Genomic DNA, 23,833 nt, shown 5'->3' with positions numbered 1-23,833 from the left:
CCTGCGGACCTCGTCGCGAGCAAGCTCGCTCCTACGGGGAAGGCGTCAGGTTCGGATCAGTTGCTCTTGACCGCGTAGTCCGGCTTCTTGTCGTTGCCCGGGATGAACGGGCTCCAGGGCTGGGCACGGATCGGGCCTTCGGTCTGCCAGACCACGTTGAACTGACCGTCGGGCTGGATCTCGCCGATCATCACCGGCTTGTGCAGATGGTGATTGGTCTTGTCCATGGTCAGGGTGTAGCCCGAAGGGGCGGCGAAGGTCTGCCCGGCCAGGGCCTCGCGAACCTTGTCGACATCGGTGGACTTGGCTTTCTCCACCGCCTGGGCCCACATGTGGATGCCGACGTAGGTGGCTTCCATCGGGTCGTTGGTCACCGCCTTGTCCGCGCCCGGCAGGTTCTTGGCCTTGGCGTAGGCCTTCCAGGCGGCGACGAACTTCTGGTTCACCGGGTTATCCACCGACTCGAAGTAGTTCCAGGCCGCGAGGTTGCCCACCAGTGGCTTGGTGTCGATGCCGCGCAGTTCTTCCTCGCCCACCGAGAAGGCCACCACCGGCACGTCGGTGGCTTTCAGGCCCTGGTTGGCCAGTTCCTTGTAGAAGGGCACGTTGGAGTCACCGTTGACCGTGGAGATCACCGCAGTCTTGCCACCGGCGGAGAACTTCTTGATGTTGGCGACGATGGTTTGATAGTCGCTGTGGCCGAACGGGGTGTAGACCTCTTCGATGTCCTTGTCGGCCACGCCCTTGGAGTGCAGGAACGAACGCAGGATCTTGTTGGTGGTGCGCGGGTAGACGTAGTCGGTGCCCAGGAGGAAGAAGCGCTTGGCGCTGCCGCCGTCCTCGCTCATCAGGTATTCCACCGCCGGGATCGCCTGTTGGTTCGGCGCGGCGCCGGTGTAGAAGACGTTGGGCGACATCTCTTCGCCTTCGTACTGCACCGGGTAGAACAGCAGGCCGTTGAGCTCCTCGAACACCGGCAGCACCGACTTGCGCGACACCGAGGTCCAGCAGCCGAATACCACCGCCACCTTGTCCTGGGTCAGCAACTGGCGGCCCTTCTCGGCGAACAGCGGCCAGTTCGAGGCCGGGTCCACCACCACCGGCTCCAGCAGCTTGCCGTTGACCCCGCCCTTGGCGTTGATTTCGTCGATGGTCATCAGCGCCATGTCCTTGAGGGACGTTTCGGAGATCGCCATGGTGCCCGACAGCGAGTGCAGGATCCCCACCTTGATGGTTTCGGCGGCCTGGACGGTCCAGGTCATGCCCATCGCGGCAATGCTTGCCGTGAGAGTGAAAGCCTTGAGCAAACTACGACGCTTCATTGTGCGATCTCCATGAACTCTTGATTTTTCAGGTGGTAGATGCGGACTGCTGAAGGGCTGTTTTGCAAGGGGTGTGCCGAGTCGGCGCAAGGCATGAAAACGTCGCTTTAACGGCGCGGGCGGGGGAGGTGATGCCCCAAGACGAGGCTTGGGCAAGGGGCTGGTGCGCCGGGGTGCGTCATTGTGGTGCTGCCGCTGAGCGGCAGCCGTGGCCTGGGGGTGGCTTCAGTTCACGCCCGGGAAGGAATCGACATATTTGATGGTGAAGTCGGGAAAGGAGTCGACGATCTGGATCTTGTAGTCGGGAAAACTGTTGACGATTTTCCACTTGCCCGGCGCGTCGGCAAAGGAGTTGACCTGCTTCACCTTCAGGTCGGGAAAGGAGTTCACCACCTTGACCTTGTAATCGGGGAAGCTGTTGACGATCTGGATGTTGCCGTAGATTTTCGAGACGTCGACCGAGGGGCCGGCCTGGGCGCCAAGGGCTGTGCCGAGCAGCAAGGCCAAGAATGCGGTTCTGAACATGAGACTCATCCTGAGAGATCCAAGCGCGCGATCTTAAAGCAAGGGCGACGATTGTAGGAGCTGGCTGGCCAGCGAAGAGGCCTTCGAACCAGGCACAAGGCCTACGGGCGCCTTCGCAGGCAAGCCGGCTCCTACAGAGGCGGGCACAGTCAGCGGCGGCGCATCAGGCCGATGAAGAACACCCCGCCGATGGCCGCGGTGGCCACGCCGATGGGCAGGTCCTCGGGGGCGATCAGGGTGCGCGCAGCCACATCCACCCAGACCAGGAACACGCTGCCCAGCAGTACGCACACCGGCAGCAGCCGGCGGTGTTCGGCGCCCACCAGGCGCCGGGCAATGTGCGGCACCATCAGCCCGACAAAACCGATGGAGCCGCTGATGGACACCAGCACTCCGGTCATCAGCGAGGCAATCAGGAACACCTTCAGGCGCACATTGCGCGCGTTCAGCCCCAGGGTCACGGCGGTCTGCTCGCCGGCCATCAGGGCGTTCAGCGGGCGCGCCATGCCCAGCAGCAACACCAGCCCCAGCAGCACGCTGGCGGCGGGGATCGCCAGCAGTTCCCAGCGCGCCAGGCCCAGGCCGCCGAGCATCCAGAACATCACTGCGGAGCTGGCGCGGTGGTCGCCCATGAACAGCAGCAGGTTGGCCGCGGCCATCATCACGAACGACACCGCCACCCCGCACAGCAACAGCCGGTCGCTGTCGAGGCGGCCGTTGCGGGCGGCGATCCCCAGCACCAGCGCCATGCTCAGCAGGGCGCCGACAAAGGCCGCCAGGGGCAGGGTCAAAAGCCCGATGACCTGGCCCAGGTGCAGCACCACGATCACCGCACCGAGGGTGGCGCCGGAGGTCACCCCCAGCAGGTGCGGGTCGGCCAGCGGGTTGCGGGTCACCGCCTGCAGCACCGCGCCGATCAGTGCCAGCCCGGCACCCACCAGGGCCCCCAGGAGCATGCGCGGCACGCGGATCAGCCAGACGATGTGCTCCTGGCCCGGGCTCCAGTCCACAACGCCCAGGCCCAGGGCCTTGTGCAACAGAATGCGTCCCACCACCTCCACCGGCACCCGCGCCGGGCCAAAGCCCAGGGACACCACGCAGGACGCCAGCAGCAGGGCGCCCAGGGCCATCAACAGTGCGGCATAGCGGGGACTGGTCATTCGCCGTGGAAACCCTTGGCCAGGGTTTCCACCGCCAGCACGTTGTCGATGCCCGGCGTGGCCTGCACATAGGGGATGACGATGAAGCGCTGGTTCTTGATCGCATCGACTCCTTGCAGGGCCTTGTTGTTCAGCAGGAACTGCTGCTTCTGCTCGGCGCTGACTTCGCTGTAGTCGACGATCACGATCACCTGCGGGTTGCGCTCGACCACGGTTTCCCAGTTGACCCGGGTCCAGCTGGCGTCGACGTCATCGAGGATATTGCGCCCGCCGGCCGCGTCGATCAGGGCCTGGGGCATGCCCAGGCGGCCCGAGGTCATGGCCCGGTCTTCGCCGCTGTCATAGAGGAATACCCGCGGCTTGTCCCTGGGCAGGTCCTTCTGTACCTGGGCCACCTGCTCCTGCATCTGCGCGATCAGGGCGTTGGCGCGATCCTGCACGTCGAAGATCCGCCCGAGGTTACGCAGGTCGGTGTAGGTGTCCTCGAGGCTGGCGGCCGGGCGCTTCATCACGAAGGCGCAGGACTCGGTCAGCTCGTAGACGTTGATCCCCAGCGGCGCCAGGGTCTGGGGCGTGAGGTCGCCGCCCACGCGCATGCCGTAGTCCCAGCCGGCGAAAAAGAAGTCGACGTTGGCATTGAGCAGGGTTTCCACCGACGGGTACTTGGCCGCCAGTTCCGGCAGGCCGTCGAGCAGGGCGCTCATCTGCGGGGTCACGGCCTTCCAGCCGCTGATCCCGCTGTAGCCCACCATGCGTGGCTTGAGCCCCAGGGCGAGCATCATCTGGGTCATGTTGATGTCATGGCTGAGGGCGTGTTTCGGCGCTTGCTTGAAGGTCACTTCGCGGTTGCAGCTGGTGATGGTCAGCGGGTAATGGGTGGCCTCGGCGAAGGCCTGGGCGGCCCCCAGAGACAGGGCCAGGAGCAGGCTGGAGCGAAGCAGGGAGCGCAAGGTCATGGTTGGGTGATCCAGGTGATTCGTGGGTAGCCGGACAGGGGATGGGCGTCGATCAGCGCCTCGACGCCGAAGACGTTGCGCAGCAACTCGACGGTGAGCACCTCGCCGGGCGTGCCGCTGGCGACGATGCGCCCGTGGTCGAGGACATACAGGCGGTCGCAGAAGGCCGCGGCCAGGTTCAGGTCGTGGATGCTCGCCAGGGTACCGATGCCCAGGCGCTTGACCCGCTGCAGCAACTCCAGCTGGTAGCGCGGGTCGAGGTGGTTGGTGGGCTCGTCGAGGATCAGCAACTGGGGTTGCTGGGCCAGGGCGCGGGCCAGGATCACCCGCTGTTTCTCACCGCCGGACAGGGTGGCGAAGGCGTGGTCCTCGAAGCCCAGCAGGCCCACCGATTCCAGGGCCTCGCGGGCGATGCGCCGGTCGTCCTGGGTGTCGCCGTCGAACAGGCCCTTGTGCGGGGTGCGGCCCATGGCGACTACCTCCTGCACGGTCAGGCCGAAGGCGTCGGGAAACTCCTGGAGGACCACGGCGATGCGTTGCGCGCACCAGCGCGGCGACTGCTTCCACACATTCTGATGCTCAAGCTGCACCTCGCCCTGCTGCGGCTTGCTGAAGCGATAGGCGCAGCGCAGCAGGCTGGTCTTGCCGCTGCCGTTGGGCCCGATCAGGCCGACGAACTCGCCGGCCGCCACCTGCAGGCTGGCCTCACGCAGTTGGAACTGGTGGTGGCAGTGGCCCTGGCCCAAGGGTGTCCAGGCCAGGTTGGTGAGGTTAAGCGAGGTCATGCCGTATCCGTGTGGTCCCCGCGCGGTGGCCGCAGGTGAGGTTAAAAGGTGTAGTCAGCGGTGACGAAGAACGAGCGCGGCTCGCCGAGTATCCATTGCTGGCCGTCATTGTATTGGCTTTGCGCGTACTGGCGGTCAAACAGGTTGTTCAATTGCAGGCCCAGGGTGGTGCTGGGCAGGGCTTTCCACGACAGCGCGGCATCCACCACGGTGTAGCTGGGCAACTGATTCCGGTTGGCCATGTCGGCGTAGCGTGCGTCTACGTAGCGCACTCCGGCGCCGGCCCGCAGGTCATCGTCGAGGGCCTTGCTCAGCCACAGGTTGGCGGTGCGCCGGGGCACGTCCACCGGACGCTTGCCGTCGCGGGAGACCTGCACGCCGTCGACGTCCTGCTGGAAGTCGTCGTACCGGGCGCGAACGATGGCGGCGTTGGCCTGCAGTTGCCAGGCGCGGGGCAGTTGCAGGTCCAGGCTGGCTTCCAGGCCGTTGGAGGATTGCTGGCCCACCTGCTGTTTCAGGTCCGGGTCGCCCGGGACATCGGTCAGCAGCTTCTTCTTGACGATGTGATAGGCCGCCAGGGTCCATTCGCCGCGCTGGTCCCAGAACATCTGCTTGAGGCCGATCTCGGTCTGCCTGGCGCTGGAGAGGTCGAATTGCTGCTGGCTCTTGCTCAGGGAAATCAGCCCGCCGACACCGTCGGTGCTGGTGGAGTACTGGCCATAGAGGGAGGTGTCCGGGGTCACCGCAAACACCAGCCCGGCCTTCCAGTTGTTACCGGTCAGGGTCTTGTCGCTTCGGCTGTCGTCCTTCAAGTCATCGCGATCAATATGCACGTAGTCGCGGCGCACACCGCTCACCAGGGACCAGCGCTCGCTGAGCTGCAGGCGGTTTTCGGCGAACACCGACATCTGCTTGGTGGTGGTCTTGAATTGATCGCGGTAAGGGCTGTCGCTGGCGAAGTCGCCCTGGGCCGGGTGATAGAGGTCGATCGGCTGCCCGTCGGCAAAGGTGTCCTTGAAGGGCGAGTTGCTCTTGAGGTGGAAGCGGATGCGGTTGTAGTCGACCCCGGTCAGGGTCTGGCTGTCGAGGCCCAGCAGCGAGTGCTTGAAGGTGAAGGTCTGGCGGTCGCCGACCTGTTCCTGCTGGTGACCGATGCCGAAGTTGCCGCTGCGGGTCAGTTGCCGGCCCAGGCTGTTGAAGTTGTAGTTCTCGGCGTTCTGCCAGCGGCGCTGGGCCTTGAGGTAGTACAGCTCGTTGCTGGCGCTGAGGTTGTCGGAAATCTGCCATTGGCTGGTCAGGCGGGTCCACTGGTCGTTGTAGTGCTGCTTGTCATTGCGCACGTTGTAGTTCTTGTCCCGCAGGCTCTTGTGCAAACGCCCGTCGATCAGCGGCGTGCCGAAGTAGTTCATCGGGTTCTGGTCGCCGTAGTCGTGGGCCAGGGTGAAGGCCAGGTCGTCACGGGCCTGCCAGCGCAGGGCAGCGCTGACGAAGTCGCCGGAGGAATTGCCCCGGTCGATCCAGCCGCTGCTGCGCTCGCGGTTGAGGTTGAGCCGGTAGCTCAGGGTGTCGCTCAGGGAGCCGCCGCTGTCCAGGGCCTGCTGCTGGCGATCGAAGGAGCCGTAGCCCAGTCGCAGGTGGTTTTCGATTTCGCCGCTGAACGGCTTTTTCGGGACGGTGTTGATCACCGCTCCGGTGGCGCCTTCGCCGTACAGCACCGAGGCCGGGCCGCGCAGCACGTCGACCCGCTCCACCGCCCAGGTGTCCACCGGGAAGGTCACGGTGCCCATGCCGGTGTACATGCGGTTGCCGTCATACAACTGCATCACCGAGCTCTGCCCGGTAAAGCCCCGTGCCGACAGCGAGGTGCCGCCGTCGCCCGGGGTGCCGGTGCGGCTGATGCCGGCGCTGCGCGATACCGCGTCCTGGATGCTCCGATCGCCCCGGGCGCGGATTCGATCGCCGCTCAGGCTGTCGGTGCTGGCCGGGGATTCCAGGGCGCTCAGGCCCAGGCGCGAACCGGCGCTGGTGGGGGTGGCCAGGCTGATGCTGTCGTCGGCTTCGCTGGCGGCGGCGGAGATGGTGCCGGTGGGCAGGGTCAGGGCGGAGCCGTCGGCCTGGGCCGGGGAAGTCAGGGCCATCAGGCAGAGGCTGGGCAGCAGGTACTTGTTCATCGGGACGGTGAATCACTTCTTCCAGAGGGTTGCCCGCAGCGGATGAGGCTGCGGGCGGGGATCTTACACCAAGCGTTATAAAGTAACATTATAACTGTGCGCGACTGAAGCGCGCGGAGTGTACAGAGCCCTCTGGAACGCGCATCTCGGCTGATTCATGTTGAAGATGAGGCTGATTCAGGATCACGGTTCCAGCGCGATAGCAGCAGGCGGTCCAGCAGCCAGACCACGACCAGCGAAGCCCCCACCAGCGGGAAGGCCAGGGCCAGCAGGCCGATGACCAGCATTGCGGTCTTCCAGCGTGGCAGGTCGTGGCGCAGTGGTGGTACGCCGAGCCGGCCCTGGGGCCGTCGTTGCCACCACATGATGAGACCACTCACGGCGCCGAGCAGGATCATCAGGCACACCACCAGCACCAGGATCTGGTTGAAGCGCCCGAACATCTTGCCTTCGTGCAGCATCACTCCCAGCTCGGTGGCCCGGGCCACGTTGCTGTAGTCCTTCCAGCGCACATCGGCGAGCACCTGGCCGCTGTACTGGTCGACGTGCAGGGTGGCGTCGTGGCGCGGGTCGTCGGCGAATACGGCGATGGTGAATACCCCTGTCGCCGTGCTCGGCAGGGTGATGCTGTAGCCCGCTTCGACCTGGCGCTGACGGGCGATGTCCTGCACCGCCTGCAGGCTGATGGCGGGGACGGCCGCAGCGGTATTGCCGGCGTTGTGGGCCATGTGCTCGGCGTGGTCGCCGGACATCGGCATGGGGGTGTTTTCCAGGGCCCAGGGCACGGTCTGGCGGCTGGCGCTGTTGAGCTCTCCGGCCTGCTGGTCGGAGGTCGGCACGTCGTTCCACATGGCCGCCGGAAAGCGGTTCCACAGGTCGGCGTACTGCTTGCCCCAGAAGCCGGTCCAGGTCATGCCGCTGAGCAGCATCAGCAGCAGGAAGGCCGAGCCCCAGAAACCCAGCACACCGTGCAGGTCACGCCAGAACAGGCGGCCGCGGGCACTCCAGCGTGGCCAGAGTACCCCGGCCGAAGACTTGCCCCGCGGCCACCACAGGTACAGGCCCGAGACCACCAGGACAATGCCCCAGCTCGCGGCCAGTTCCACCAGCCGATCACCCGGGGTGCCGATCATCAGCTCGCCATGAATGGCCCGGGCCATGGCCTGCAGGTTGCCCTTGGCATCCTGCTCGCCGAGCACGTCGCCGTGGTAGGGGTCGATGAATACATTGAGTTCCTGGCCTTTGTGCTGCACCACGAACTGCGCGCTGCGCTCGGCATCCACAGGGGGCAGGTACTGCTTGATATGGCCCTGGGGGTAGGCGGCCTGAACCCGTTGCAACAGCTCATCGGCGCTGAGGCTGTGGTGGGCGGCAGGCACCTTGAGCAGGCTGGGGTACATCAGCGGGTCCAGCTGCGGTTTGAACAGGTAGACGATGCCGGTCAGGGCCAGCATCACCATGAAGGGGGCGACGAACAGCCCGGCGTAGAAATGCCAGCGCCAGGCCAGGTTGTAGAAAGACACTTTGGGTCGGTTCATCGGGGAAGGCTCCGCAGGGCTGTGGATCTTTTCTTATGGGGGCTGTTCGCCGGCAAGCCGGCTCCTGCGACGAGGAGACGGCGTGCCGGCGAAGGGGCATCAGAAACTCAGGTCAACCTTGGTCCAGAGCGTGCGCCCCGGTTCCTTGATGGCTTGCGGGTCAGTCGCCGGGTAGCCGAAGCCGGCATTGCCCGCCAGGTTCAGGTGCTCGGCGTAGGCCTTGCCGAACAGGTTGTCGACCCCGGTGCTGAGCTTGAGGTTCTTGGTCACCCGGTAGGCGCCGTTGAGGGAGAACACGCCGAAGCCGCCGCTCTTGCCGAAGTCCTTGCCGACCACGTTGCCCTTGTTCAGGTCCACCCGGTTTTGCGCTGCGACCACGCGCCACAAGGCCCCGGCGCTCCAGTCGTCCTCGCTGTAGGTCAGGCCCAGGCGCGCGTCCAGCGGCGGCATCTGTGGCAGGGCCTTGCCGTCGCTGCTGTTCTTGCCCCAGGCGTAGGCCAGGGTCGCGTCGGCTTTCCAGTTGGAGGTCAGCTTGTAGGCCGCGCCCAGTTCGCCGCCCATGATCCGGGCGTCGATGTTCTCGGCTCGAGAGGTGCTCATGCCCATCATTTTCGAGTTGTAGTCGAAGAGGATGTAGTCGCGCACCTGGCCGATGTAGCCCGAGGCCCAGGCTTCCAGGTCTTCACCCTGGTATTGCAGGCCGAAGTCGAGCTGGGTGGTCTTTTCCGGCTTGATCGAATCGAAGGCGTTCACCGAGCCGGCCGGGCCCATTTTCGGCGAGAACAGCTCCCAGTAGTCGGGGAAGCGCTGGGTGTGGCCAAGGCCGACATAGAGCGTGGTCGGGCTGTCGGCCAGGTCATGCTCGTAGCGCACGAAGCCGCTGGGCAGGGTATCGGCCCGGGTGTCGCCGGCGGTGGGGTTGGGGCGGGTCATCATTCCCGAGCCGATGCTTTGCCGGTAGTCCTTGGCCGAGGCGCGGTCCAGGCGCGCGCCGGTGATCATGCGGTCACGCTCGGCGGCGTACCAGGTCAGCTCGCCGAAGGCTCCGTAGTTGTGGAAGTCGGCGTCCTTGGTGCGAGGCAGCTCCTTGTAGGTGTCGACGCCGCTGCTGGCGCGGTTGCGGTGTTCGTTGGTCTGGGCGTCCAGGCCGCCGATCAGTTGCAGGTCGGCCCAGCGCCAGGTGGCCTTGATCCGCGCCCCGAGGGTGCGACGGTCGACGTTGGAGGCCATGGGGCCGGCCATCATTCCGGTGCCGGATGGGGTGCGCAGGCTGTAGTTGTCCATCACGTGGTCGGCGTAGTTGTAGTAGACCTGGGCCTCGACCTTGTCCAGCACCTCGCCAAGGTTGGACTTCTCGAAACGCAGGCCCAGGCTTTCGCGCTTGAACTGCGAGCCGTCCATGCCGCGCCCGGCGTAGCGGGCTTCGCCATCGCCCTTGCCGGCGGTGAGTTCCAGCAGGGTGTCGGCGTCCGGGGTCCAGCCCAGGGCCACGTCACCGTTCCACTTGTCGTAGCGCGAGGCCACGGTGTCATTGTTGCCGTCGCGGTAGTCGTCGGCGTGGGCGGTGTTGCCGATCACCCGCACATAACCCAGGGGGCCACCGGCAGCGGCATCCAGGGTCTTGTCGAAGCGCCCGTTGGAGCCGGCCAGCAGGCTGGCATTGACCCGGGTGCCGAGTTCGCCGAAATGTTCCGGTTCGCGCTCGAAAAGCACCGTGCCGGCCGAGGCGCCCGGGCCCCAGAGCACGGTCTGCGGGCCCTTGATCACGGTCAGCCGGTCGTAGGTTTCCGGAGAGATATAAGAGGTCGGCGCGTCCATGCGGCCCGGGCAGGCGCCGAGCATCATGCCGCCGTTGGTGAGGATGTTCAGCCGCGAGCCGAACATGCCCCGCAGCACCGGGTCGCCGTTGGTGCCGCCGTTGCGCACCAGGGCAAAGCCGGGAATGGTCTTGAGGTAGTCGCCGCCGTCACTGGCCGGCACCGGCTGGCGCGGGTCCTTGGGGTTGGTGACCACGGTCAGGGGCGAGCTGGGGGCGATGGCGGTGATCACCGTCGGGCTCAGTTCGGTGCTGTGCCGGGAGTGGTCCGTTGCGGCATCGTCGGCCAGCGCCAGGGGCGTGAGCAGAGCGCCGCAGAGGACCGCGAGGGCGCGGTTGAAGTGCTGGCGCGCAGGGTTCAGGGCGAAGGTCTTGAGTGGCTGGGCAACGCCCAGGCGAGAGTCGGCAGAAAACATAGATGTTCCATCGTTCGGTCTTGAATGACACGGCCGCGGGTACGCGTCTGTCGCGCTGACAGCCGGCCGTGTGAGATGAGCTGAAGACTCAGGCGAGGAACGGTGGGGCGCGGGTCAGGGCGCCGGGGAACACGGTCTGCCGGGCGTGGCCCAGGCGCGTGGCGGGGATCAGGAAATACGGTGTGGGTGGCGTGAACAGAGCGGCGAACGACAGCGCCGAAGGCAGTGCCGGGCAATTGAACAGCAGGCTGCAATAGCCGCATTTTTCCCAGAGCACATGCTCTTCGCCCTGGGATCTGCCCTTCTGTGCGTGGTGCGGGCTTTCACCGTGGCAGCCGGGCGCAGCGTCGCCCATGTCCATGGAAACGGACATGTTCATCGGCATCGCGTGATCCATCGGCATCGACTGGGAAATCAGCGGGCCGATAAAGATCATCAGCATGGCGAACAGGCTGATCCAGCTGCCGCGGCGGACTCCAGACGAGTCGCGGCGCGGCACGGACCGCCTGCGGCCAGGCGCGTGCGGGGCGTTCACGGTGAGGGCCGGTCAGTGCTTACTGGGCGTGCATATGCCCTTGCATGGCGTCCGGCGCCTGCTTCTGCACCGCCACTTCGACCGTGACGTCACCGGCTTTTTCAAAGTGCAGGGTCAGCGGGAAACGCTTGCCGTCGGTGAGCAGGCTGCGGTCCTTGAGCTCCAGCAACATCACGTGGTAGCCCATGGGGGCGAAGGTCGCCTCGCCACCGGCGGGCACCGCCACCTTGGCCACTTGTTGCATCTTCATCATGTCGCCTTGCTTGACGTGCTCGTGCAGCTCGGCCTTGCCGGCGATCGGCGAGTCGACGCTGAGCAGGGTGTCGGCGCTCTTGCCCGGGTTGTGCACCACGAAGTACGCGGCCACGGTGGGCGCGTTCGGCGGCAGTTCCTGAGACCAGGGATGGGCGATCTGCAGGTCACCGGCCTTGTAGTCGTGGGCGGTGGCGAAACAGGCAGGCAGCAGCAGTGCGGCCAGCAGCAGGGATTGCTTGACCAGGGATGGTTTGGACATGTGAGTTCTCCAGAACGATTCAAAGACGCAGATCACTTGCGAAAGGGAATCATGCCAGAGGCGGGGCACCGGGGTTCAGGCTGGGCCATTGCTGGCGCAGGGTGAGCCGTTCTACCTGCGGTTGCGGTGCGCCCGGCTGGACTGCGAAGCGGGTGAAAGACAGCTGGGGAACGTGCCCGGGCAAGGCCACCAGCGGCGGCGAGCCGGAGCAGCACCAGCAGTGCTGCATGGTGGAATGGTCGTCGTTCTGCGGCGCTTGCTGGTCGAGCTTGCCCAGGGAAATGGCCACCAGCTTGGTGCCGGTGGAGGAGCAGAAGCTGCCCCACAGCAGTTGCTCGTCCAGCCCCGAATCGCTGCGCTGCATGGCCCCGGAAAGCGGCATGGCAAGCATGTTGAACAGCACTGCGAAGCAGGCGATCCAGGCAAATGCGAGCCGTTGTCGGGACATGGTGGGCGATCCGTCGGTTGAGCGATCAGGCGGGTATTTAGCCTGATCGCTGTGGATAAGTAAAAAAACACCGTGTGCGGTGTGGTGTCGCAGGAGCAGTTCAGGCGTTGCTGACGTTGATCTTCAACCCCAGGGCCTTCATCACCTTGATGATAGTCGCGAACTCCGGGTTGCCCTGGCTGCCGAGGGCCTTGTACAGGCTTTCGCGGCCCAGGCCGGTGTCACGGGCGACCTGGGTCATGCCGCGGGCACGGGCGATGTCGTTGAGTGCGGCGCGGATCAGCACGCCGTCGCCGGTGTCTTCCTCGAAGCAGGCGTCGAGGTAGGCGACCATGTCTTCAGGGGTCTTGAGGTACTCCGCCGCGTCGAAGCGGGTCACTGGGGTGCGCATGTTTCAGCCCTCGCTCTTGAGGTCGCAGGCCAGTTGCCTGGCCCGTTGGATATCGCGTTTCTGGGTGGCCTTGTCGCCGCCGATCAACAGCAGGTAGATCATTTTGCCGTGGCGCGAGAAGTACACCCGGTAACCCGGGCCGCGGTGGATGCGTATCTCGTGGACGCCTTCGCCCACAGGTTCGCAGTCGCCAAAACGGCCCAGCTGTGCGGCGCGGATCCTGGCCAGTACACGGGTTTTCCCTTGCGGGTCCTTCAGGTTCAGCAGCCAGCGGCTGAACTCAGGAGTCTGCTCGAAAACGAACATGGCGAATGTATTCCTTGGGATACGTCGCGGCAACCCATTTGCCCGCGAAAAACCCAGTGAAGCGACAGGCGGTCCTGCCCGGCGCCGGCGTCACTGAGGCTGTTCAAGGAAGGCTAAAGCAAGGAGTTGGCGCGCGCTGCCAGGGGTTTCCCATGTTGCTGTGGGGCGCGATGGTTTTGTCTGTCAGGCTTTATCCGGCAAGCCCAGGGCCAGCAGCAACTGGGCCGTGCTGCTGAAATTGCGATCCGTTTCGGGCAGGTCCGGACGCTTGAGTACCAGCACCGGCAGCCCGCGCTCGCGGGCCACTTCCAGCTTGGGTTCGGTGGCGCTGCTGCCACTGTTCTTGCTGATCAGCACGTCGATCTGCCGGCGGGCGAACAACTGCCGCTCGTCTTCGATCAGGAACGGCCCGCGGGCACCTATGACTTCGCAGTGCTCGTTGCCCGGGCAGGCCTCCAGGGCGCGCAGGGTCCAGAATTGCCCGGGGGGAATTTCATCCAGGTGCTGCAAGGGCTCGCGGCCCAGGGTGAACAGTGGCCGCTTGAAGGGGCGCAGGGCCTCCACCAGTTGCGCCCAGCCGTCGATCTCGCGCCAGTCGTCACCCGGTTGCGGCTGCCAGGCCGGGCGCCGCAAGGCCCAGCAGGGCACGCCAGCGCTCTTCGCGGCGGCCACGGCATTGGCGCTGATCTGTGCTGCGTAGGGGTGGGTGGCATCCAGCAGCAGGCCGATCCGCTGCTCGCGGATAAAGCGCGCCAGGCCCTCGGCGCCGCCGTAGCCGCCGATCCGTACCTGGCACCGCAGGTCACCGGGCACCCGGCCGACCCCGGCCAGGCTGTAGATATGTTCCGGGCCCAGGGTGCGGGCGATGGCCAGGGCCTCGGTGACCCCGCCCAGCAGCAGGATACGGGTCATTGGAAACCTCCGGCGTGGCCGACGATGCCGCCCTGGCGGTCGATGGCAAAGACCTCTACCTGGACCTGGGGCGGCACCACGCTGCGGGCGAAATCCAGGGCGTGCCGGCATACCGCATCGCCCAGCGCGACTCCGGCGGCGCTGGCCATGGCCAATGCCTGCTGGCTGGTATTGGCTTGGCGGATCGCCTGTTGCAGGGCCGGGTCGGCCCCCGCATCGGCGGCCCATTGCGCCAGTTGCGGCAGGTCGATACTGGAGTGGCGGCTGTGCAAGTCCATGTGCCCGGCGGCCAGCTTGCTGATCTTGCCGAAGCCGCCGCACAGGCTGAGTTTATCCACCGGTACTTTGCGCAAGTGCTTGAGCACCGCACCCACGAAGTCGCCCATTTCGATCAGGGCGATTTCCGGCAGCTCGTAGACCCGGCGCATGGTGTCTTCGCTGGCGTTGCCGGTGCAGGCGGCGATGTGCAGGTAGCCATTGGTTTTGGCCACGTCGATGCCTTGATGGATCGAAGCGATGTAGGCCGCGCAGGAGAAGGGCCGGACGATGCCGCTAGTGCCCAGGATCGACAGCCCGCCAAGAATCCCCAGGCGCGGGTTCATGGTTTTCAGGGCCAGTTCCGCTCCGCCCTCGACGTTCACCGTGACCTCGAAACCGCCGGGGTAGGCCCGTTCTTCGGCGAGCCGTTGCAGGTGCTCGCCGATCATCCGGCGCGGTACGGGATTGATCGCCGGCTCGCCCACCGCCAGCACCAGGCCGGGGCGGGTCACGGTGCCGACGCCCTGGCCGGCGACGAAGCGAATGCCCGGTTCAGGGGTCAGGCGCACCCGGGAGTACAGCAGGGCGCCGTGGGTCACGTCCGGATCGTCGCCGGCGTCCTTGATAGTGCCGGCTTCGGCGCCGTCGGCGGTGTGGCGGCAGAATTCCAGGCGCATCTGCACCTGCTTGCCCTTGGGCAGGATGATCTGCACCGCGTCGGCATTGCTGCCCTCGAGCAGCAGGCGCGCGGCGGCCAGGCTGGTGGCGGTGGCGCAACTGCCGGTGGTCAGGCCGCTGCGCAGGGGCGCGGGCTGTTCCGCTGTTTCTTCACGCATGCCCCAGCCCTCGCAGGGGCGAGCTTGCTCGCCAAGGGCGCACTTCGGTCTCTTGGGCGGACGTATTCGCGAGCAAGCCCGCACCTGCAAGGTTCATGGCAGGTCCCGGGGCTTGTGCAGGTCCAGCAGGGTGATCGGCAGGGCCTGGCGCCAGGTGTCGAACTCTCCCAGTGGCTGGGCCTGGGCGATGTGGATGCGGGTCAGCTCGCCGCCGTGGCGTTCTCGCCAGTCCATCAGGGTCATTTCGCTTTGCAGGGTCACGGCATTGGCCACCAGGCGCCCGCCGGGCTTGAGTTGTTCCCAGCAGGCCTGCAGCACGCCTTCGCGGGTCACGCCGCCACCGATGAAGATCGCATCCGGGCGTTCCAGCCCGGCCAGTGCCTGGGGCGCGCGACCGCGTATCAGTTGCAGCCCGGGCACGCCGAGTACCTCGCGGTTGTGTTCGATCAATTGCTGGCGGCCGTCGTCGGCCTCGATGGCCAGGGCGCGGCAGCTGGGGTGGGTACGCATCCACTCGATGCCGATGGAGCCGCTGCCGGCACCCACGTCCCAGAGCAGCTCGCCGGGCACCGGTGCCAGGCGCGCCAGGGTCATGGCCCGCACGTCGCGCTTGGTCAACTGGCCGTCGTGACGAAAGGCCGAGTCCGGCAGGCCGGCGAGCCGCGACAGGCGCGGGGTGCTGGCTTCGGCCAGGCATTCGATGGCCAGCAGGTTGAGGTCGGCGATTGCCGGGTCGGCCCAGTCATTGGCGGTGCCGTCGATGCGCCGCTCCAGGGGGCCGCCCAGGTGTTCCAGCACGCTGATCCGGCTCGGGCCGAAACCGCGCTCGCGCAGCAGGCCGGCGATGGCGGCCGGGCTGTGGCCGTCATTGCTCAGCACCAGCAGGCGTACCCCGCCGGACAGTTGGGCGCTGAGTGCGCTGATCGGCCGCGCGACCACAGAGAGCGTGATCACATCCTGCAAAGGCCAGCCCAGGCGCGCAGCCGCCAGGGAATAGGACGAAGGAAAGGACAGTACCTGGATTTCCTCTGCGGGCAGCTGCCGCGCCAGGCTGGCGCCGACGCCGAACAGCATGGGGTCACCGCTGGCCAGGACGCAGACTGCAGCACCACGCTGGCTCAGCACCGGCTCCAGGGAAAACGGGCTGGGCCACAGCTGGCGCTGGCCACGGATGCAGGGTGGCAGCAGGTCCAGCTGGCGTTGGGCGCCGACGATCTTTGATGCGCCCAGCAGGGCGTGCCGGGCATTTCTGCCAAGGCCCTTGAAGCCGTCTTCACCGATTCCCACTACTGTCAGCCAGGGCGACATCTCTATTCCTCGAACGCAAAACCTGTTGTTCCGACAGGCAGGCTTTTCATGCCTTCGGACAAAGCAGGCATAATACCGCGCCTTCGCTGACGAAGCGCTTTTCCCACACGGCCGGTCACCCCCTTGAACGAACGCTCGATGTCCACTGCCATCCGCCCCTCGGCCTGCCCGGGGTTGCTGCGCATCGTCCCGGCGCTGGACGGTGGCATCTGCCGGATCAAGCTGGCTGGCGGCGTCATCAGCGCGGAGCAGGCCGTGGCAGTGGCCGAGGCGGCGCAGACTTACGCCGGTGGCGTGATCGAGGCCACCAACCGCGCCAACCTGCAGATTCGCGGCATCGGCCCGGAGCATCAGGCACTGATCGCCGCACTGCTGGCTGCCGGGCTTGGGCCGACTACTGCCGCCGGTGACGATGTGCGCAACCTGATGCTCAGCCCCTGCGCCGGGATCGATCGGCAGTGCTTGATGGATACCCGACCCCTGGCCGCGCAGATTCTCGACACCTTGCAGGGCCATCCGCGCTTTCACCAACTGTCGGCCAAGTTCGCCGTACAGCTCGACGGTGGCGAAGCCCTGGCCATGCTCGAACATCACCATGACCTGTGGCTGTCGGCCCTTGAGCGCGACGGCCAGGGGCTGCTGGCGTTCGGCCTGGCTGGCTGCCCGGTGGATGAACCCCTGGCGGCGGTGGCGCAGGACCAGGGCCACGAGCTGCTGGTGGCCGTGCTGGAGTTGTTTCTCGACCTGGCGCGGCCGGAACAGACGCGCATGCGTCACCTGCTGATGGACATGTCGCGGGAGGATTTCCTCGCTCAACTAGAGCCCCGCCTGAGCCGGCCGCTGTTGAATATCGGTGGCTGGCGGCGCCAGGCCAGTGACGCCAGGCTGCACATCGGTACTTATCCACAGGCTGCGCCCGGGCAGGTCTATGTTGGCGCGGGCACGCCCCTGGGGCGGCTCGATCCGGCCATGCTCAAGGGCGCGGCGCAATTGGCCCGAGAGTACGGCGACGCCAGCCTGCGCCTGACCCCCTGGCAGAGCCTGCTGCTGCCCTCGATCGCCGCGGCGGATGCGCCGGCGGCCACTGCCGCCCTGGAGCAACTGGGCCTGCTGTGCAGCCCGCAACAGGCCTTGGCTCACTTGATTGCCTGCACCGGTTCCAGTGGTTGCGGCAAGGCCCTGGCCGACACCAAAAGCGACGCCCTGCAACTGGCAGGACTGCTCCAGCGCCATGGCCGCCAACTGGATGTGCACCTGTCCGCCTGCCCGCGTTCCTGCGCCGCCGCTCATGTGGCGCCGGCCACCCTGCTGGCGGTGGCCCCAGGGCGCTATGACTTGTATTTGCGCGATGCAACGCAGCCGGGTTTCGGCACGCTGCACGCACGCAACCTTTCTATTGAAGCGGCAGAGGCATTGCTCGATGCCCGCCCACGGAGCAACCTTGATGCTTGATTACATCCGCGACGGTCAGGAGATCTATCGCAACTCCTTCGCGATCATTCGCGAAGAAGCCCGGCTGGAGCGCATTCCCGCCGACCTGGAGAAACTCGCCGTGCGGGTGATCCATGCCTGCGGCATGGTCGAGGCCGTCGATGGCCTGCAGTTTTCCGAGGGCGCCGGCAAGGCCGGGCGCGATGCCCTGGCGGCCGGTGCTCCGATTCTCTGCGATGCGCGCATGGTTTCCGAGGGTATTACCCGGGCCCGCTTGCCGGCCAACAACCAGGTGATCTGCACCCTGCGCGACGACAGCGTGCCAGCGCTGGCCCGGGAGCTGGGCAACACCCGTTCCGCTGCGGCCCTGGAACTGTGGCGCCCGCACCTGGAAGGCAGCGTGGTGGTGATCGGCAACGCGCCCACGGCCTTGTTCTACCTGCTGGAAATGCTCGATGCGGGCACGCCGAAACCGGCGCTGATCCTCGGCTTCCCGGTGGGCTTCGTCGGCGCCGCCGAATCCAAGGCGATGCTCGCCGCCGACAGCCGCGGGGTGCCCTTCGTGATCATGCAGGGCCGCCTGGGCGGCAGCGCCATGGCGGCGGCAGCGGTCAATGCCCTGGCCACGGAGGTCGAATGATGCAGCAGCCCGGACGTTTGATCGGCCTTGGCGTGGGCCCCGGTGACCCGGAACTGATTACCTTGAAGGCCCTGCGCCTGCTGCGCGAATCACCGGTGGTGGCCTACTTCGTGGCCAAGGGCAAGAAGGGCAATGCCTTCGGCATCATCGAAGGGCATCTGCAACAGGCCCAGACCCTGCTGCCCCTGGTGTACCCGGTCACCACCGAGGTGCTGCCGGCGCCGCTGTCCTACGAACAAGTGATCAGCGACTTCTACGACAGCGCCAGCGAGGAGCTGGCGCAGCACCTGGACGCCGGCCGCGACGTGGCGGTGATCTGCGAAGGCGACCCGTTCTTCTACGGCTCCTACATGTACCTGCACGACCGGCTGGCCGAGCGTTACCAGGCCGAAGTGGTGCCGGGGGTGTGCTCGATGCTGGGCGGCGCTTCGGTGCTGGGCGCGCCGTTGGTGTATCGCAACCAGAGCCTGTCGGTGCTTTCCGGGGTGCTGCCCCATGAGGAACTCAAGCGTCGCCTGGCGGACGCCGATGCGGCGGTGGTGATGAAGCTGGGACGCAACTTCCCCAAGGTGCGCCAGGTCCTGGAAGAACTGGGGCTGGCGCGGCGTGCGCTGTACGTCGAGCGCGCCACCATGGCCAACCAGAAGATCGTGCCGCTGGATGACGTGGAGCCGATGTCCTCGCCGTACTTCTCGCTGATCATCGTTCCCGGCGAAAGGTGGCAAGGCTGATGGCCCGTTCAACTCCGGCCATCGTCATCCTTGGCCAAGGCAGCCTCGACACCGCACGGCAGATCCAGCGGCTGTATCCCGACTCGTTGATCCACGGTCTGGCGGAACGGGTCGAAGGCGCCGACCGGGTCTACCACGAATTCGGCGCGACCCTGCGCCAGCTCTATCAGCAGGACACGCCCATCATCGCCCTGTGTGCGGCCGGCATCGTGATCCGCACCCTGGCGCCGCTGCTGCTGGAAAAGGGCGCCGAGCCGCCGGTGCTGGCGGTGGCCGAAGACGGCAGCGCCGTGGTGCCGCTGCTGGGCGGCCTGGGCGGCGTCAACGTCATGGCCCGGGAAATCGCTGCGGGCCTTGGAGTGGCCGCGGCTATTACCACTAGCGGTGAACTGCGCTTCGGCACCTGCCTGCTCAACCCGCCCAGTGGCTATGCCCTGGGTGACCTGGAGCTGGGCAAGCGGTTCGTCTCCGACCTGCTGGGTGGTGAAAGCGTGCGCATCGAAGGCGCAGCACCCTGGCTGGCTGCGGCGAAGCTGCCCGAGAACGACCAGGCCCGCCTGACCATCCGGGTCGGTTCCGCCGAGCGCGAGCCCGTGGCCAATGAGCTGTTGATCTACCCCCGCAGCGTGCTGGTTGCCTGCCGTGGGCAGCGGCTTGCCGGCGAAGCTGATAGCGACCTGGCCACCCACATCCGCCAGGCTCTGCATCAGGCGCGCATCGCCGTGCAGTCGGTGGCGTGCCTGCTGGCCGCTGACCGCGACATGGCCGACCGTGCCCTGCACCAGGCAGCAGCGCAACTGGGCGTACCGTTGCGTTTCCTGCCGGCCGCCGACAGTGTCGCCGAACTGGCGCAACAGGCCGTGCCGCAATTGCTGCCGCCGCTGAAGGTGGGCGAGGACATCGCCATTGCTGTGGCCAGCCAGCCCCTGGACCCGGAGCAGATTGGCCGCCCCCGTGGGCGCCTTGCCGTGATCGGCCTCGGCCCTGGCGCCGCCGAGCTGATGGTGCCGGCAGTGAAAGCCGAACTGGCCCGGGCCAACGACATTCTCGGTTATGAAACCTACGTGCGCATGGCCGGTCCGTTTCGCGCCGACCAGGTGATGCACTGCACCGATAACCGCGAAGAGATGCAGCGCGCCCGTCACGCCTTCGAGCTGGCGGCCCAGGGCCGTTCGGTGGTGGTGGTGTCGTCCGGCGACCCGGGAGTGTTCGCCATGGCCGCGGCGGTGCTCGAAGCCCTGCACGAATCCAGCGACCCGGCCTGGCACAGCGTCGATCTGGAGATCCTCCCGGGCGTCTCCGCCTCCCTGGCTACCGCGGCACAGGCCGGTGCGCCTCTGGGCCATGACTTCTGCGTGCTGTCGCTGTCGGACAATCTCAAACCCTGGGACATCATCGAGAAGCGCCTGGACCTCGCCTCCCAGGCGGATCTGGCCCTGGCCTTCTACAACCCGATTTCCCGCTCGCGGCCCTGGCAACTGGGCCGGGCCCTGGAGATCGTGCGCCAGCACCGTACGCCGCAAACCCCTGTGGTATTGGGGCGCGACATTGGCCGCCCGGGCCAGACCCTGCGGGTCATCACCCTGGGCGAGCTGACCCCGGAGCAGGTGGACATGCGCACCATGGTGCTGGTGGGTTCCTCCACCACCTGCGTCTTCCCCCGGGCCGGGGGCGGCGACTGGGTGTACACCCCGCGCTGGTACGGCAATAAACCCCTCTAGGAGTCGCTGGGTTCGGCGGTCAGCAGCCAGGTGATGAATTCGAAGAAGCCGGCCCATCTGGCGGGGATGCGGCCGGCGACGAAAGCTTCCCAGTCGCCCAGGTCGAAATCCCAGACGCCGCCGCTGTCCTTGTCCAGCAAGTAGCCGCCTTCGCCTTGCAATGAGGTGAAGGCCACAAAGTTCTCTGGCAGCTCCCAGACCTCATGGATGAACTCGGTGCCCATGCGAACTTCCTCGCCGGGCCCGGCAATGTCGAGGAGCACTTCGTCGCTGGCGCGGCTGCTGAAATCGGCGGGGTGGCAGGCCAGGTAGATCTGTGCGAACTCGCTGTCCGGGGCAATGCCCAGGGCTTCCAGCGCCAGGGTGACCTCGGCGCTTTCAGGAAGCGGGCGGTAGCGGGGCTGGGCTTCGATCAGGGCAATCAGTGGCGCTGGAATCATGCAGGGTACTCGGTGGCGCGTGGCCATTTGTCCAGCGGCAGATGGTTCATGTCGCGGGTGAATTGTTCCCGGGCCTGGCCCAGGGTTTTATGGTTCGGCCCGCTCGGCACATCCAGCGCTTCGCTGCCGTCGTCTTCCCAGTGGCACAGGTCGCAGATCTCGTATTCGCCTCGTGCGCCCAGGGTCAGGTAGCCGCAGCAGGGGCAGGCCTCCAGGCACTCGATGTTCGCGCTGACGGTGTAGTCACCCAGCCCGGCTTCACGCAGGCAGCGCCTCAGGTACAGGTGGGTCACGCCGCGATACTCGGCGCGCAGGGCGATCAGCAGCAGCGCGTCGTAGCGTGGGTCTTGCACCTCTTGCGGGGGCTCCGGTTGGGTCAGGATCTGTTGTTGCAGGCTGGGTGCAAGTGCCGCGAATTCAAGGTCGTCGCTGTCTATTCCCCACCAGTTCAGGAGGTGGGAGAAGCGCGCGGCGGCGTCGAGGCCGGGCAACCTGTGGCGGCTCAGAAGGTCGATGGCTGCGTTGGCGGTGAGTTTTTCCATGGGGGCTCGGCTTTTCGAGGGGGCGGTTCAGGGCCAGGTGAGGGTCAATTGGTCAGGGCGCTGAATGGGTATTCGTACCCTGACCCCGGAGGTCGATTCGCCATGGAGGTACTGGTCCTGGATCTCTACCCGGTTGAAGGGGTTGGTGTCCCGCAGGGCAACCAGCCAGATCAGTGCATCCGAGCCTTTTTCCTGCAAGGCCAGGAAGCCATCGCCGCCGTAGCCTGCCGTCTCCCCACCCCGGGCATAGAACGACTGTGGACCGTCGGTGCACAAGCCCAGGGTGGTGACGAAGTCAGGCTCATCCTGTTGGGGATAGTCCAGGGCCGGCATCCAGACGTTGTTGATCAGCCGGGGATGTTCATAGGGCAGGTCGAACAGGCAGTAGAACCCGCTGCCGAGGACCAGGGTGTTTTCCCGGGGGAAACACCCGCCCAGCCATTGTTCCTGAATGAAAGCGGCATCGGCGCTGTAGGGCATTGGGTGGTTCCTGCTCCTGCTGGAAGGGGGTTTCTACAGGTTCGAGACCTGGCGAAAACCGGAGTTGTAGGCGCATTGCCCGGCGTACTCGGGGCGTGCATCACAGGCCTTGAGGCAACCCTGGACGCCCTTGGGAAAGCGCGCCGCCACCGACATAGCGAAACCGTAGGTCGGCGTGGTCACCGCAAAGCTGCTGTTGCAGGCCACTTGCGTGCTGTAGGTGAAGGTCATGGCCTCGCGCCGGCCGTTGTGGGCGAAGGCCACCTCGAAGCTGTCGAGGCTGTTCCAGCCCGACAGCGGCAGCACTACAAAACGGTAGCGGGTGCTGTCCAGGCGTTGGCCGATGACCCGCAGGTTCTTGCTCGATGAGTCGGCCTTGGGCGAAGGGTAGGGCAGGGCCAGCAGCGCCCGCGGGTCACCCACCACGCCCAGTTCGAAGCCGATACCCTTTTGGTAGAAGGGTATCTCCAGGGCCGGTGCGCCCTCGATCTTCACGTACTGGCTGGATGCATAGGGGCCGCGGGTTTCAGGCTTGTAGTCCGGCGCTTTGGCGAAGCTGACTTCAAGCTCCAGCACCGCGTCTGAGGCCTTGGCGTGCTCGGTGCGTATATCGCTGGGTTGCTCGCTGCCATGGCTGGCGCAACCGGCCAGCACCATGGCCGTAGTCAGTTGCAGCAGTTGTCGGGCGGGCCATGGACGTAGAACGGTCATCACTCAATGCTCCTTCTTCAGCGGGCTGGAGTTCAGGCCCAGCCCCTTGAGCTGCCAGCTTCCCTGCACCTGCTGCCAGCTGAACTGGCGGCCGACCCAGTCCACCTGCAAGGCGTGATGCAGGCGGCTCTGGTCAATGCGCCGGCCTTCGTCCAGGGCCTTTCGCGCGCGGTCGCCGGCTTGGTTGAACAGGGGCCAGAGCTGGCTCAGGTTCAGCTCCTTGCTGATCGGCAACTGGGCATACACGCCCTGTTCCGCCGAACTGAGCAGTAGCCCTTCCTTGCCGAGGAACGCAGCACTGCTGTTGTCCGGCGACACCGACACCAGCATGGCGTAGTGGGAGAACCCCCAGCCGGGCAGCCGCTCGTCGAACCACAGCACTTGCCCGGTGGAGGGCACCAGGGCCCGCGCGCCCTCGGGAAACAGCAGCAGGTCGCTGCGTCCGGGTTGCGGCTGGCCCCAGTCGGGTTCGCTCTTGCTCTTGACCGGGCTGAGGATGCGGGCCAGGGGCGTGTCGTTCTGCACGGCGATCAGCACCGTGCCGACGCCCATCCATTCGATGGTGGTGGCCAGCAGTACCGGTTGCCCGCCCCGGGTCGCCCCGGTGGGTTTTACATCGGTGATCTGCCAGGCGTTCAGCGGCCGATAGAGCTGGCCCTTGTAGGTGATTTCCCGGGGGCTGCTGCCGTCCCGACGGTGGTACACCTTGAAGTCGCCAAAGCGCTCAATGGATTCACTGGTCTTGTTCAGCCAGGCCTCGAGCTTGGCCTGGGGCGATTCGCCAGCCAGTGCCGGGAGGGGCATGAGCAGGAGCGCGGCCAGCAGGCAGGCCAGGCCGCGCCCGATCTGCGCAAGGCACAGGGCGCGCGCGGCGACGGGGCCCGTGCCAGTGGGTCGTTGAAGAGTCTGCATTCCGTTGCCTGTCGCTTGATGGGAGGGT

The 23,833-nt window shown here is 66.3% G+C and carries 25 protein-coding genes; 4 read left to right on the top strand and 21 right to left on the bottom strand.

Annotated elements, in window-relative coordinates; translation table 11 throughout:
- Positions 1-56 precede the first annotated feature (56 nt).
- The 16 genes from urtA to ACUXVH_RS04340 all read right to left on the bottom strand — a co-directional run bounded on the left by urtA (position 57) and on the right by ACUXVH_RS04340 (position 16,197).
- Positions 57-1,322 (bottom strand): urea ABC transporter substrate-binding protein, encoded by a 1,266-nt coding sequence (gene urtA, locus ACUXVH_RS04415; RefSeq protein ID WP_019094029.1) that lies wholly within the window; start codon positions 1,320-1,322, stop codon positions 57-59.
- A gap of 225 nt (positions 1,323-1,547) precedes the next feature.
- Positions 1,548-1,847, bottom strand: coding sequence for a hypothetical protein (locus ACUXVH_RS04410; protein ID WP_065364900.1), 300 nt, complete (start codon positions 1,845-1,847; stop codon positions 1,548-1,550).
- Positions 1,848-1,996: 149 nt separating this feature from the next.
- Positions 1,997-3,007, bottom strand: coding sequence for a FecCD family ABC transporter permease (locus ACUXVH_RS04405; protein WP_011059011.1), 1,011 nt, complete (start codon positions 3,005-3,007; stop codon positions 1,997-1,999).
- Complete coding sequence (locus tag ACUXVH_RS04400; RefSeq protein ID WP_011059012.1) at positions 3,004-3,963, bottom strand: ABC transporter substrate-binding protein; 960 nt, start codon at positions 3,961-3,963, stop codon at positions 3,004-3,006. Before ACUXVH_RS04400 ends, ACUXVH_RS04405 begins: the two co-directional genes overlap by 4 nt.
- On the bottom strand, positions 3,960-4,748 hold the full coding sequence (locus ACUXVH_RS04395; RefSeq protein ID WP_011059013.1) for an ABC transporter ATP-binding protein: 789 nt from the start codon (positions 4,746-4,748) through the stop codon (positions 3,960-3,962). Before ACUXVH_RS04395 ends, ACUXVH_RS04400 begins: the two co-directional genes overlap by 4 nt.
- A gap of 41 nt (positions 4,749-4,789) precedes the next feature.
- Complete coding sequence (locus ACUXVH_RS04390; RefSeq protein ID WP_065364901.1) at positions 4,790-6,919, bottom strand: TonB-dependent receptor; 2,130 nt, start codon at positions 6,917-6,919, stop codon at positions 4,790-4,792.
- A 155-nt stretch (positions 6,920-7,074) separates the two neighbouring features.
- Positions 7,075-8,457 carry a PepSY-associated TM helix domain-containing protein gene (locus ACUXVH_RS04385; RefSeq protein WP_065364902.1) on the bottom strand — a complete coding sequence of 461 codons (1,383 nt, stop codon included), beginning with the start codon at positions 8,455-8,457 and terminating at the stop codon, positions 7,075-7,077.
- 99 nt (positions 8,458-8,556) lie between these two features.
- On the bottom strand, positions 8,557-10,689 hold the full coding sequence (locus tag ACUXVH_RS04380) for a TonB-dependent copper receptor (RefSeq protein ID WP_401261744.1): 2,133 nt from the start codon (positions 10,687-10,689) through the stop codon (positions 8,557-8,559).
- An 88-nt stretch (positions 10,690-10,777) separates the two neighbouring features.
- The gene (locus ACUXVH_RS04375; RefSeq protein ID WP_065364904.1) at positions 10,778-11,188 is read right to left on the bottom strand and encodes a DUF2946 domain-containing protein; all 411 of its coding nucleotides are present in this window, start codon (positions 11,186-11,188) and stop codon (positions 10,778-10,780) included.
- A 55-nt stretch (positions 11,189-11,243) separates the two neighbouring features.
- The gene (locus ACUXVH_RS04370; RefSeq protein ID WP_065364905.1) at positions 11,244-11,738 is read right to left on the bottom strand and encodes a copper chaperone PCu(A)C; all 495 of its coding nucleotides are present in this window, start codon (positions 11,736-11,738) and stop codon (positions 11,244-11,246) included.
- A gap of 49 nt (positions 11,739-11,787) precedes the next feature.
- Positions 11,788-12,186 (bottom strand): DUF2946 domain-containing protein, encoded by a 399-nt coding sequence (locus tag ACUXVH_RS04365; protein WP_011059019.1) that lies wholly within the window; start codon positions 12,184-12,186, stop codon positions 11,788-11,790.
- A 100-nt stretch (positions 12,187-12,286) separates the two neighbouring features.
- Complete coding sequence (locus ACUXVH_RS04360) at positions 12,287-12,577, bottom strand: addiction module antidote protein (protein ID WP_011059020.1); 291 nt, start codon at positions 12,575-12,577, stop codon at positions 12,287-12,289.
- A gap of 3 nt (positions 12,578-12,580) precedes the next feature.
- Positions 12,581-12,883 (bottom strand): type II toxin-antitoxin system RelE/ParE family toxin, encoded by a 303-nt coding sequence (locus ACUXVH_RS04355; RefSeq protein ID WP_011059021.1) that lies wholly within the window; start codon positions 12,881-12,883, stop codon positions 12,581-12,583.
- A gap of 183 nt (positions 12,884-13,066) precedes the next feature.
- Positions 13,067-13,795: a cobalt-precorrin-6A reductase gene (locus tag ACUXVH_RS04350; RefSeq protein WP_065364906.1), complete on the bottom strand. Its 729-nt coding sequence runs from the start codon at positions 13,793-13,795 to the stop codon at positions 13,067-13,069.
- A complete protein-coding gene (locus ACUXVH_RS04345) occupies positions 13,792-14,889 on the bottom strand; it encodes a cobalt-precorrin-5B (C(1))-methyltransferase (RefSeq protein WP_053156138.1) in 1,098 nt (365 codons plus the stop codon). Before ACUXVH_RS04345 ends, ACUXVH_RS04350 begins: the two co-directional genes overlap by 4 nt.
- Positions 14,890-14,982: 93 nt before the next feature.
- The gene (locus ACUXVH_RS04340) at positions 14,983-16,197 is read right to left on the bottom strand and encodes a bifunctional cobalt-precorrin-7 (C(5))-methyltransferase/cobalt-precorrin-6B (C(15))-methyltransferase (protein WP_065364907.1); all 1,215 of its coding nucleotides are present in this window, start codon (positions 16,195-16,197) and stop codon (positions 14,983-14,985) included.
- Between the two features lie 138 nt (positions 16,198-16,335).
- Between ACUXVH_RS04340 and cobG the strand changes: the two genes are divergently transcribed.
- The 4 genes from cobG to cobJ are packed head-to-tail and all read left to right on the top strand — an operon-like array spanning position 16,336 to position 20,720.
- The gene (cobG, locus tag ACUXVH_RS04335; protein WP_065364908.1) at positions 16,336-17,649 is read left to right on the top strand and encodes a precorrin-3B synthase; all 1,314 of its coding nucleotides are present in this window, start codon (positions 16,336-16,338) and stop codon (positions 17,647-17,649) included.
- Entirely contained in the window at positions 17,642-18,268 is a 627-nt protein-coding gene (locus ACUXVH_RS04330) for a precorrin-8X methylmutase (protein WP_065364909.1), read from the top strand. The genes cobG and ACUXVH_RS04330 overlap by 8 nt, the downstream gene beginning before the upstream one ends.
- Positions 18,268-18,999 carry a precorrin-2 C(20)-methyltransferase gene (locus ACUXVH_RS04325; RefSeq protein WP_026020077.1) on the top strand — a complete coding sequence of 244 codons (732 nt, stop codon included), beginning with the start codon at positions 18,268-18,270 and terminating at the stop codon, positions 18,997-18,999. Before ACUXVH_RS04330 ends, ACUXVH_RS04325 begins: the two co-directional genes overlap by 1 nt.
- The gene (cobJ, locus tag ACUXVH_RS04320) at positions 18,999-20,720 is read left to right on the top strand and encodes a precorrin-3B C(17)-methyltransferase (protein WP_065364910.1); all 1,722 of its coding nucleotides are present in this window, start codon (positions 18,999-19,001) and stop codon (positions 20,718-20,720) included. The genes ACUXVH_RS04325 and cobJ overlap by 1 nt, the downstream gene beginning before the upstream one ends.
- Here the strand turns inward: cobJ and ACUXVH_RS04315 are convergent.
- The 5 genes from ACUXVH_RS04315 to ACUXVH_RS04295 are packed head-to-tail and all read right to left on the bottom strand — an operon-like array spanning position 20,717 to position 23,805.
- A complete protein-coding gene (locus ACUXVH_RS04315; protein WP_065364911.1) occupies positions 20,717-21,160 on the bottom strand; it encodes an SMI1/KNR4 family protein in 444 nt (147 codons plus the stop codon). The two genes, cobJ and ACUXVH_RS04315, sit on opposite strands and share 4 nt — an antisense overlap.
- Positions 21,157-21,702, bottom strand: a complete 546-nt coding sequence (locus ACUXVH_RS04310; protein ID WP_065364912.1) for a CPCC family cysteine-rich protein — start codon at positions 21,700-21,702, stop codon at positions 21,157-21,159. Before ACUXVH_RS04310 ends, ACUXVH_RS04315 begins: the two co-directional genes overlap by 4 nt.
- A gap of 27 nt (positions 21,703-21,729) precedes the next feature.
- The gene (locus ACUXVH_RS04305; protein WP_015633990.1) at positions 21,730-22,182 is read right to left on the bottom strand and encodes a hypothetical protein; all 453 of its coding nucleotides are present in this window, start codon (positions 22,180-22,182) and stop codon (positions 21,730-21,732) included.
- A 33-nt stretch (positions 22,183-22,215) separates the two neighbouring features.
- A complete protein-coding gene (locus ACUXVH_RS04300) occupies positions 22,216-22,893 on the bottom strand; it encodes a hypothetical protein (RefSeq protein WP_065364913.1) in 678 nt (225 codons plus the stop codon).
- Between the two features lie 3 nt (positions 22,894-22,896).
- Positions 22,897-23,805 (bottom strand): hypothetical protein, encoded by a 909-nt coding sequence (locus ACUXVH_RS04295; RefSeq protein WP_065364914.1) that lies wholly within the window; start codon positions 23,803-23,805, stop codon positions 22,897-22,899.
- Positions 23,806-23,833: the final 28 nt, after the last annotated feature.

The sequence above is a fragment of the Pseudomonas sp. 8(2025) genome (assembly GCF_052665325.1).
Note: the sequence above shows the minus strand (reverse complement) of the source record. Positions and strands in the feature narration are given on the sequence as shown.

What these genes read in the sequence shown, in the direction of transcription:
- cobJ (WP_065364910.1), top strand. Translation starts at nt 18,999, where the DNA reads ATGGCCCGTTCAACTCCGGCCATCGTCATCCTTGGCCAAGGCAGCCTC.
- ACUXVH_RS04370 (WP_065364905.1), bottom strand. Translation starts at nt 11,738, where the DNA reads ATGTCCAAACCATCCCTGGTCAAGCAATCCCTGCTGCTGGCCGCACTG.
- ACUXVH_RS04405 (WP_011059011.1), bottom strand. Translation starts at nt 3,007, where the DNA reads ATGACCAGTCCCCGCTATGCCGCACTGTTGATGGCCCTGGGCGCCCTG.
- ACUXVH_RS04350 (WP_065364906.1), bottom strand. Translation starts at nt 13,795, where the DNA reads ATGACCCGTATCCTGCTGCTGGGCGGGGTCACCGAGGCCCTGGCCATC.
- ACUXVH_RS04325 (WP_026020077.1), top strand. Translation starts at nt 18,268, where the DNA reads ATGCAGCAGCCCGGACGTTTGATCGGCCTTGGCGTGGGCCCCGGTGAC.
- ACUXVH_RS04410 (WP_065364900.1), bottom strand. Translation starts at nt 1,847, where the DNA reads ATGTTCAGAACCGCATTCTTGGCCTTGCTGCTCGGCACAGCCCTTGGC.
- ACUXVH_RS04295 (WP_065364914.1), bottom strand. Translation starts at nt 23,805, where the DNA reads ATGCAGACTCTTCAACGACCCACTGGCACGGGCCCCGTCGCCGCGCGC.
- ACUXVH_RS04395 (WP_011059013.1), bottom strand. Translation starts at nt 4,748, where the DNA reads ATGACCTCGCTTAACCTCACCAACCTGGCCTGGACACCCTTGGGCCAG.
- ACUXVH_RS04400 (WP_011059012.1), bottom strand. Translation starts at nt 3,963, where the DNA reads ATGACCTTGCGCTCCCTGCTTCGCTCCAGCCTGCTCCTGGCCCTGTCT.
- ACUXVH_RS04315 (WP_065364911.1), bottom strand. Translation starts at nt 21,160, where the DNA reads ATGATTCCAGCGCCACTGATTGCCCTGATCGAAGCCCAGCCCCGCTAC.
- urtA (WP_019094029.1), bottom strand. Translation starts at nt 1,322, where the DNA reads ATGAAGCGTCGTAGTTTGCTCAAGGCTTTCACTCTCACGGCAAGCATT.
- ACUXVH_RS04310 (WP_065364912.1), bottom strand. Translation starts at nt 21,702, where the DNA reads ATGGAAAAACTCACCGCCAACGCAGCCATCGACCTTCTGAGCCGCCAC.
- ACUXVH_RS04300 (WP_065364913.1), bottom strand. Translation starts at nt 22,893, where the DNA reads ATGACCGTTCTACGTCCATGGCCCGCCCGACAACTGCTGCAACTGACT.
- ACUXVH_RS04355 (WP_011059021.1), bottom strand. Translation starts at nt 12,883, where the DNA reads ATGTTCGTTTTCGAGCAGACTCCTGAGTTCAGCCGCTGGCTGCTGAAC.
- ACUXVH_RS04340 (WP_065364907.1), bottom strand. Translation starts at nt 16,197, where the DNA reads ATGTCGCCCTGGCTGACAGTAGTGGGAATCGGTGAAGACGGCTTCAAG.
- ACUXVH_RS04365 (WP_011059019.1), bottom strand. Translation starts at nt 12,186, where the DNA reads ATGTCCCGACAACGGCTCGCATTTGCCTGGATCGCCTGCTTCGCAGTG.
- ACUXVH_RS04385 (WP_065364902.1), bottom strand. Translation starts at nt 8,457, where the DNA reads ATGAACCGACCCAAAGTGTCTTTCTACAACCTGGCCTGGCGCTGGCAT.
- ACUXVH_RS04305 (WP_015633990.1), bottom strand. Translation starts at nt 22,182, where the DNA reads ATGCCCTACAGCGCCGATGCCGCTTTCATTCAGGAACAATGGCTGGGC.
- cobG (WP_065364908.1), top strand. Translation starts at nt 16,336, where the DNA reads ATGTCCACTGCCATCCGCCCCTCGGCCTGCCCGGGGTTGCTGCGCATC.
- ACUXVH_RS04345 (WP_053156138.1), bottom strand. Translation starts at nt 14,889, where the DNA reads ATGCGTGAAGAAACAGCGGAACAGCCCGCGCCCCTGCGCAGCGGCCTG.
- ACUXVH_RS04330 (WP_065364909.1), top strand. Translation starts at nt 17,642, where the DNA reads ATGCTTGATTACATCCGCGACGGTCAGGAGATCTATCGCAACTCCTTC.
- ACUXVH_RS04390 (WP_065364901.1), bottom strand. Translation starts at nt 6,919, where the DNA reads ATGAACAAGTACCTGCTGCCCAGCCTCTGCCTGATGGCCCTGACTTCC.
- ACUXVH_RS04380 (WP_401261744.1), bottom strand. Translation starts at nt 10,689, where the DNA reads ATGTTTTCTGCCGACTCTCGCCTGGGCGTTGCCCAGCCACTCAAGACC.
- ACUXVH_RS04360 (WP_011059020.1), bottom strand. Translation starts at nt 12,577, where the DNA reads ATGCGCACCCCAGTGACCCGCTTCGACGCGGCGGAGTACCTCAAGACC.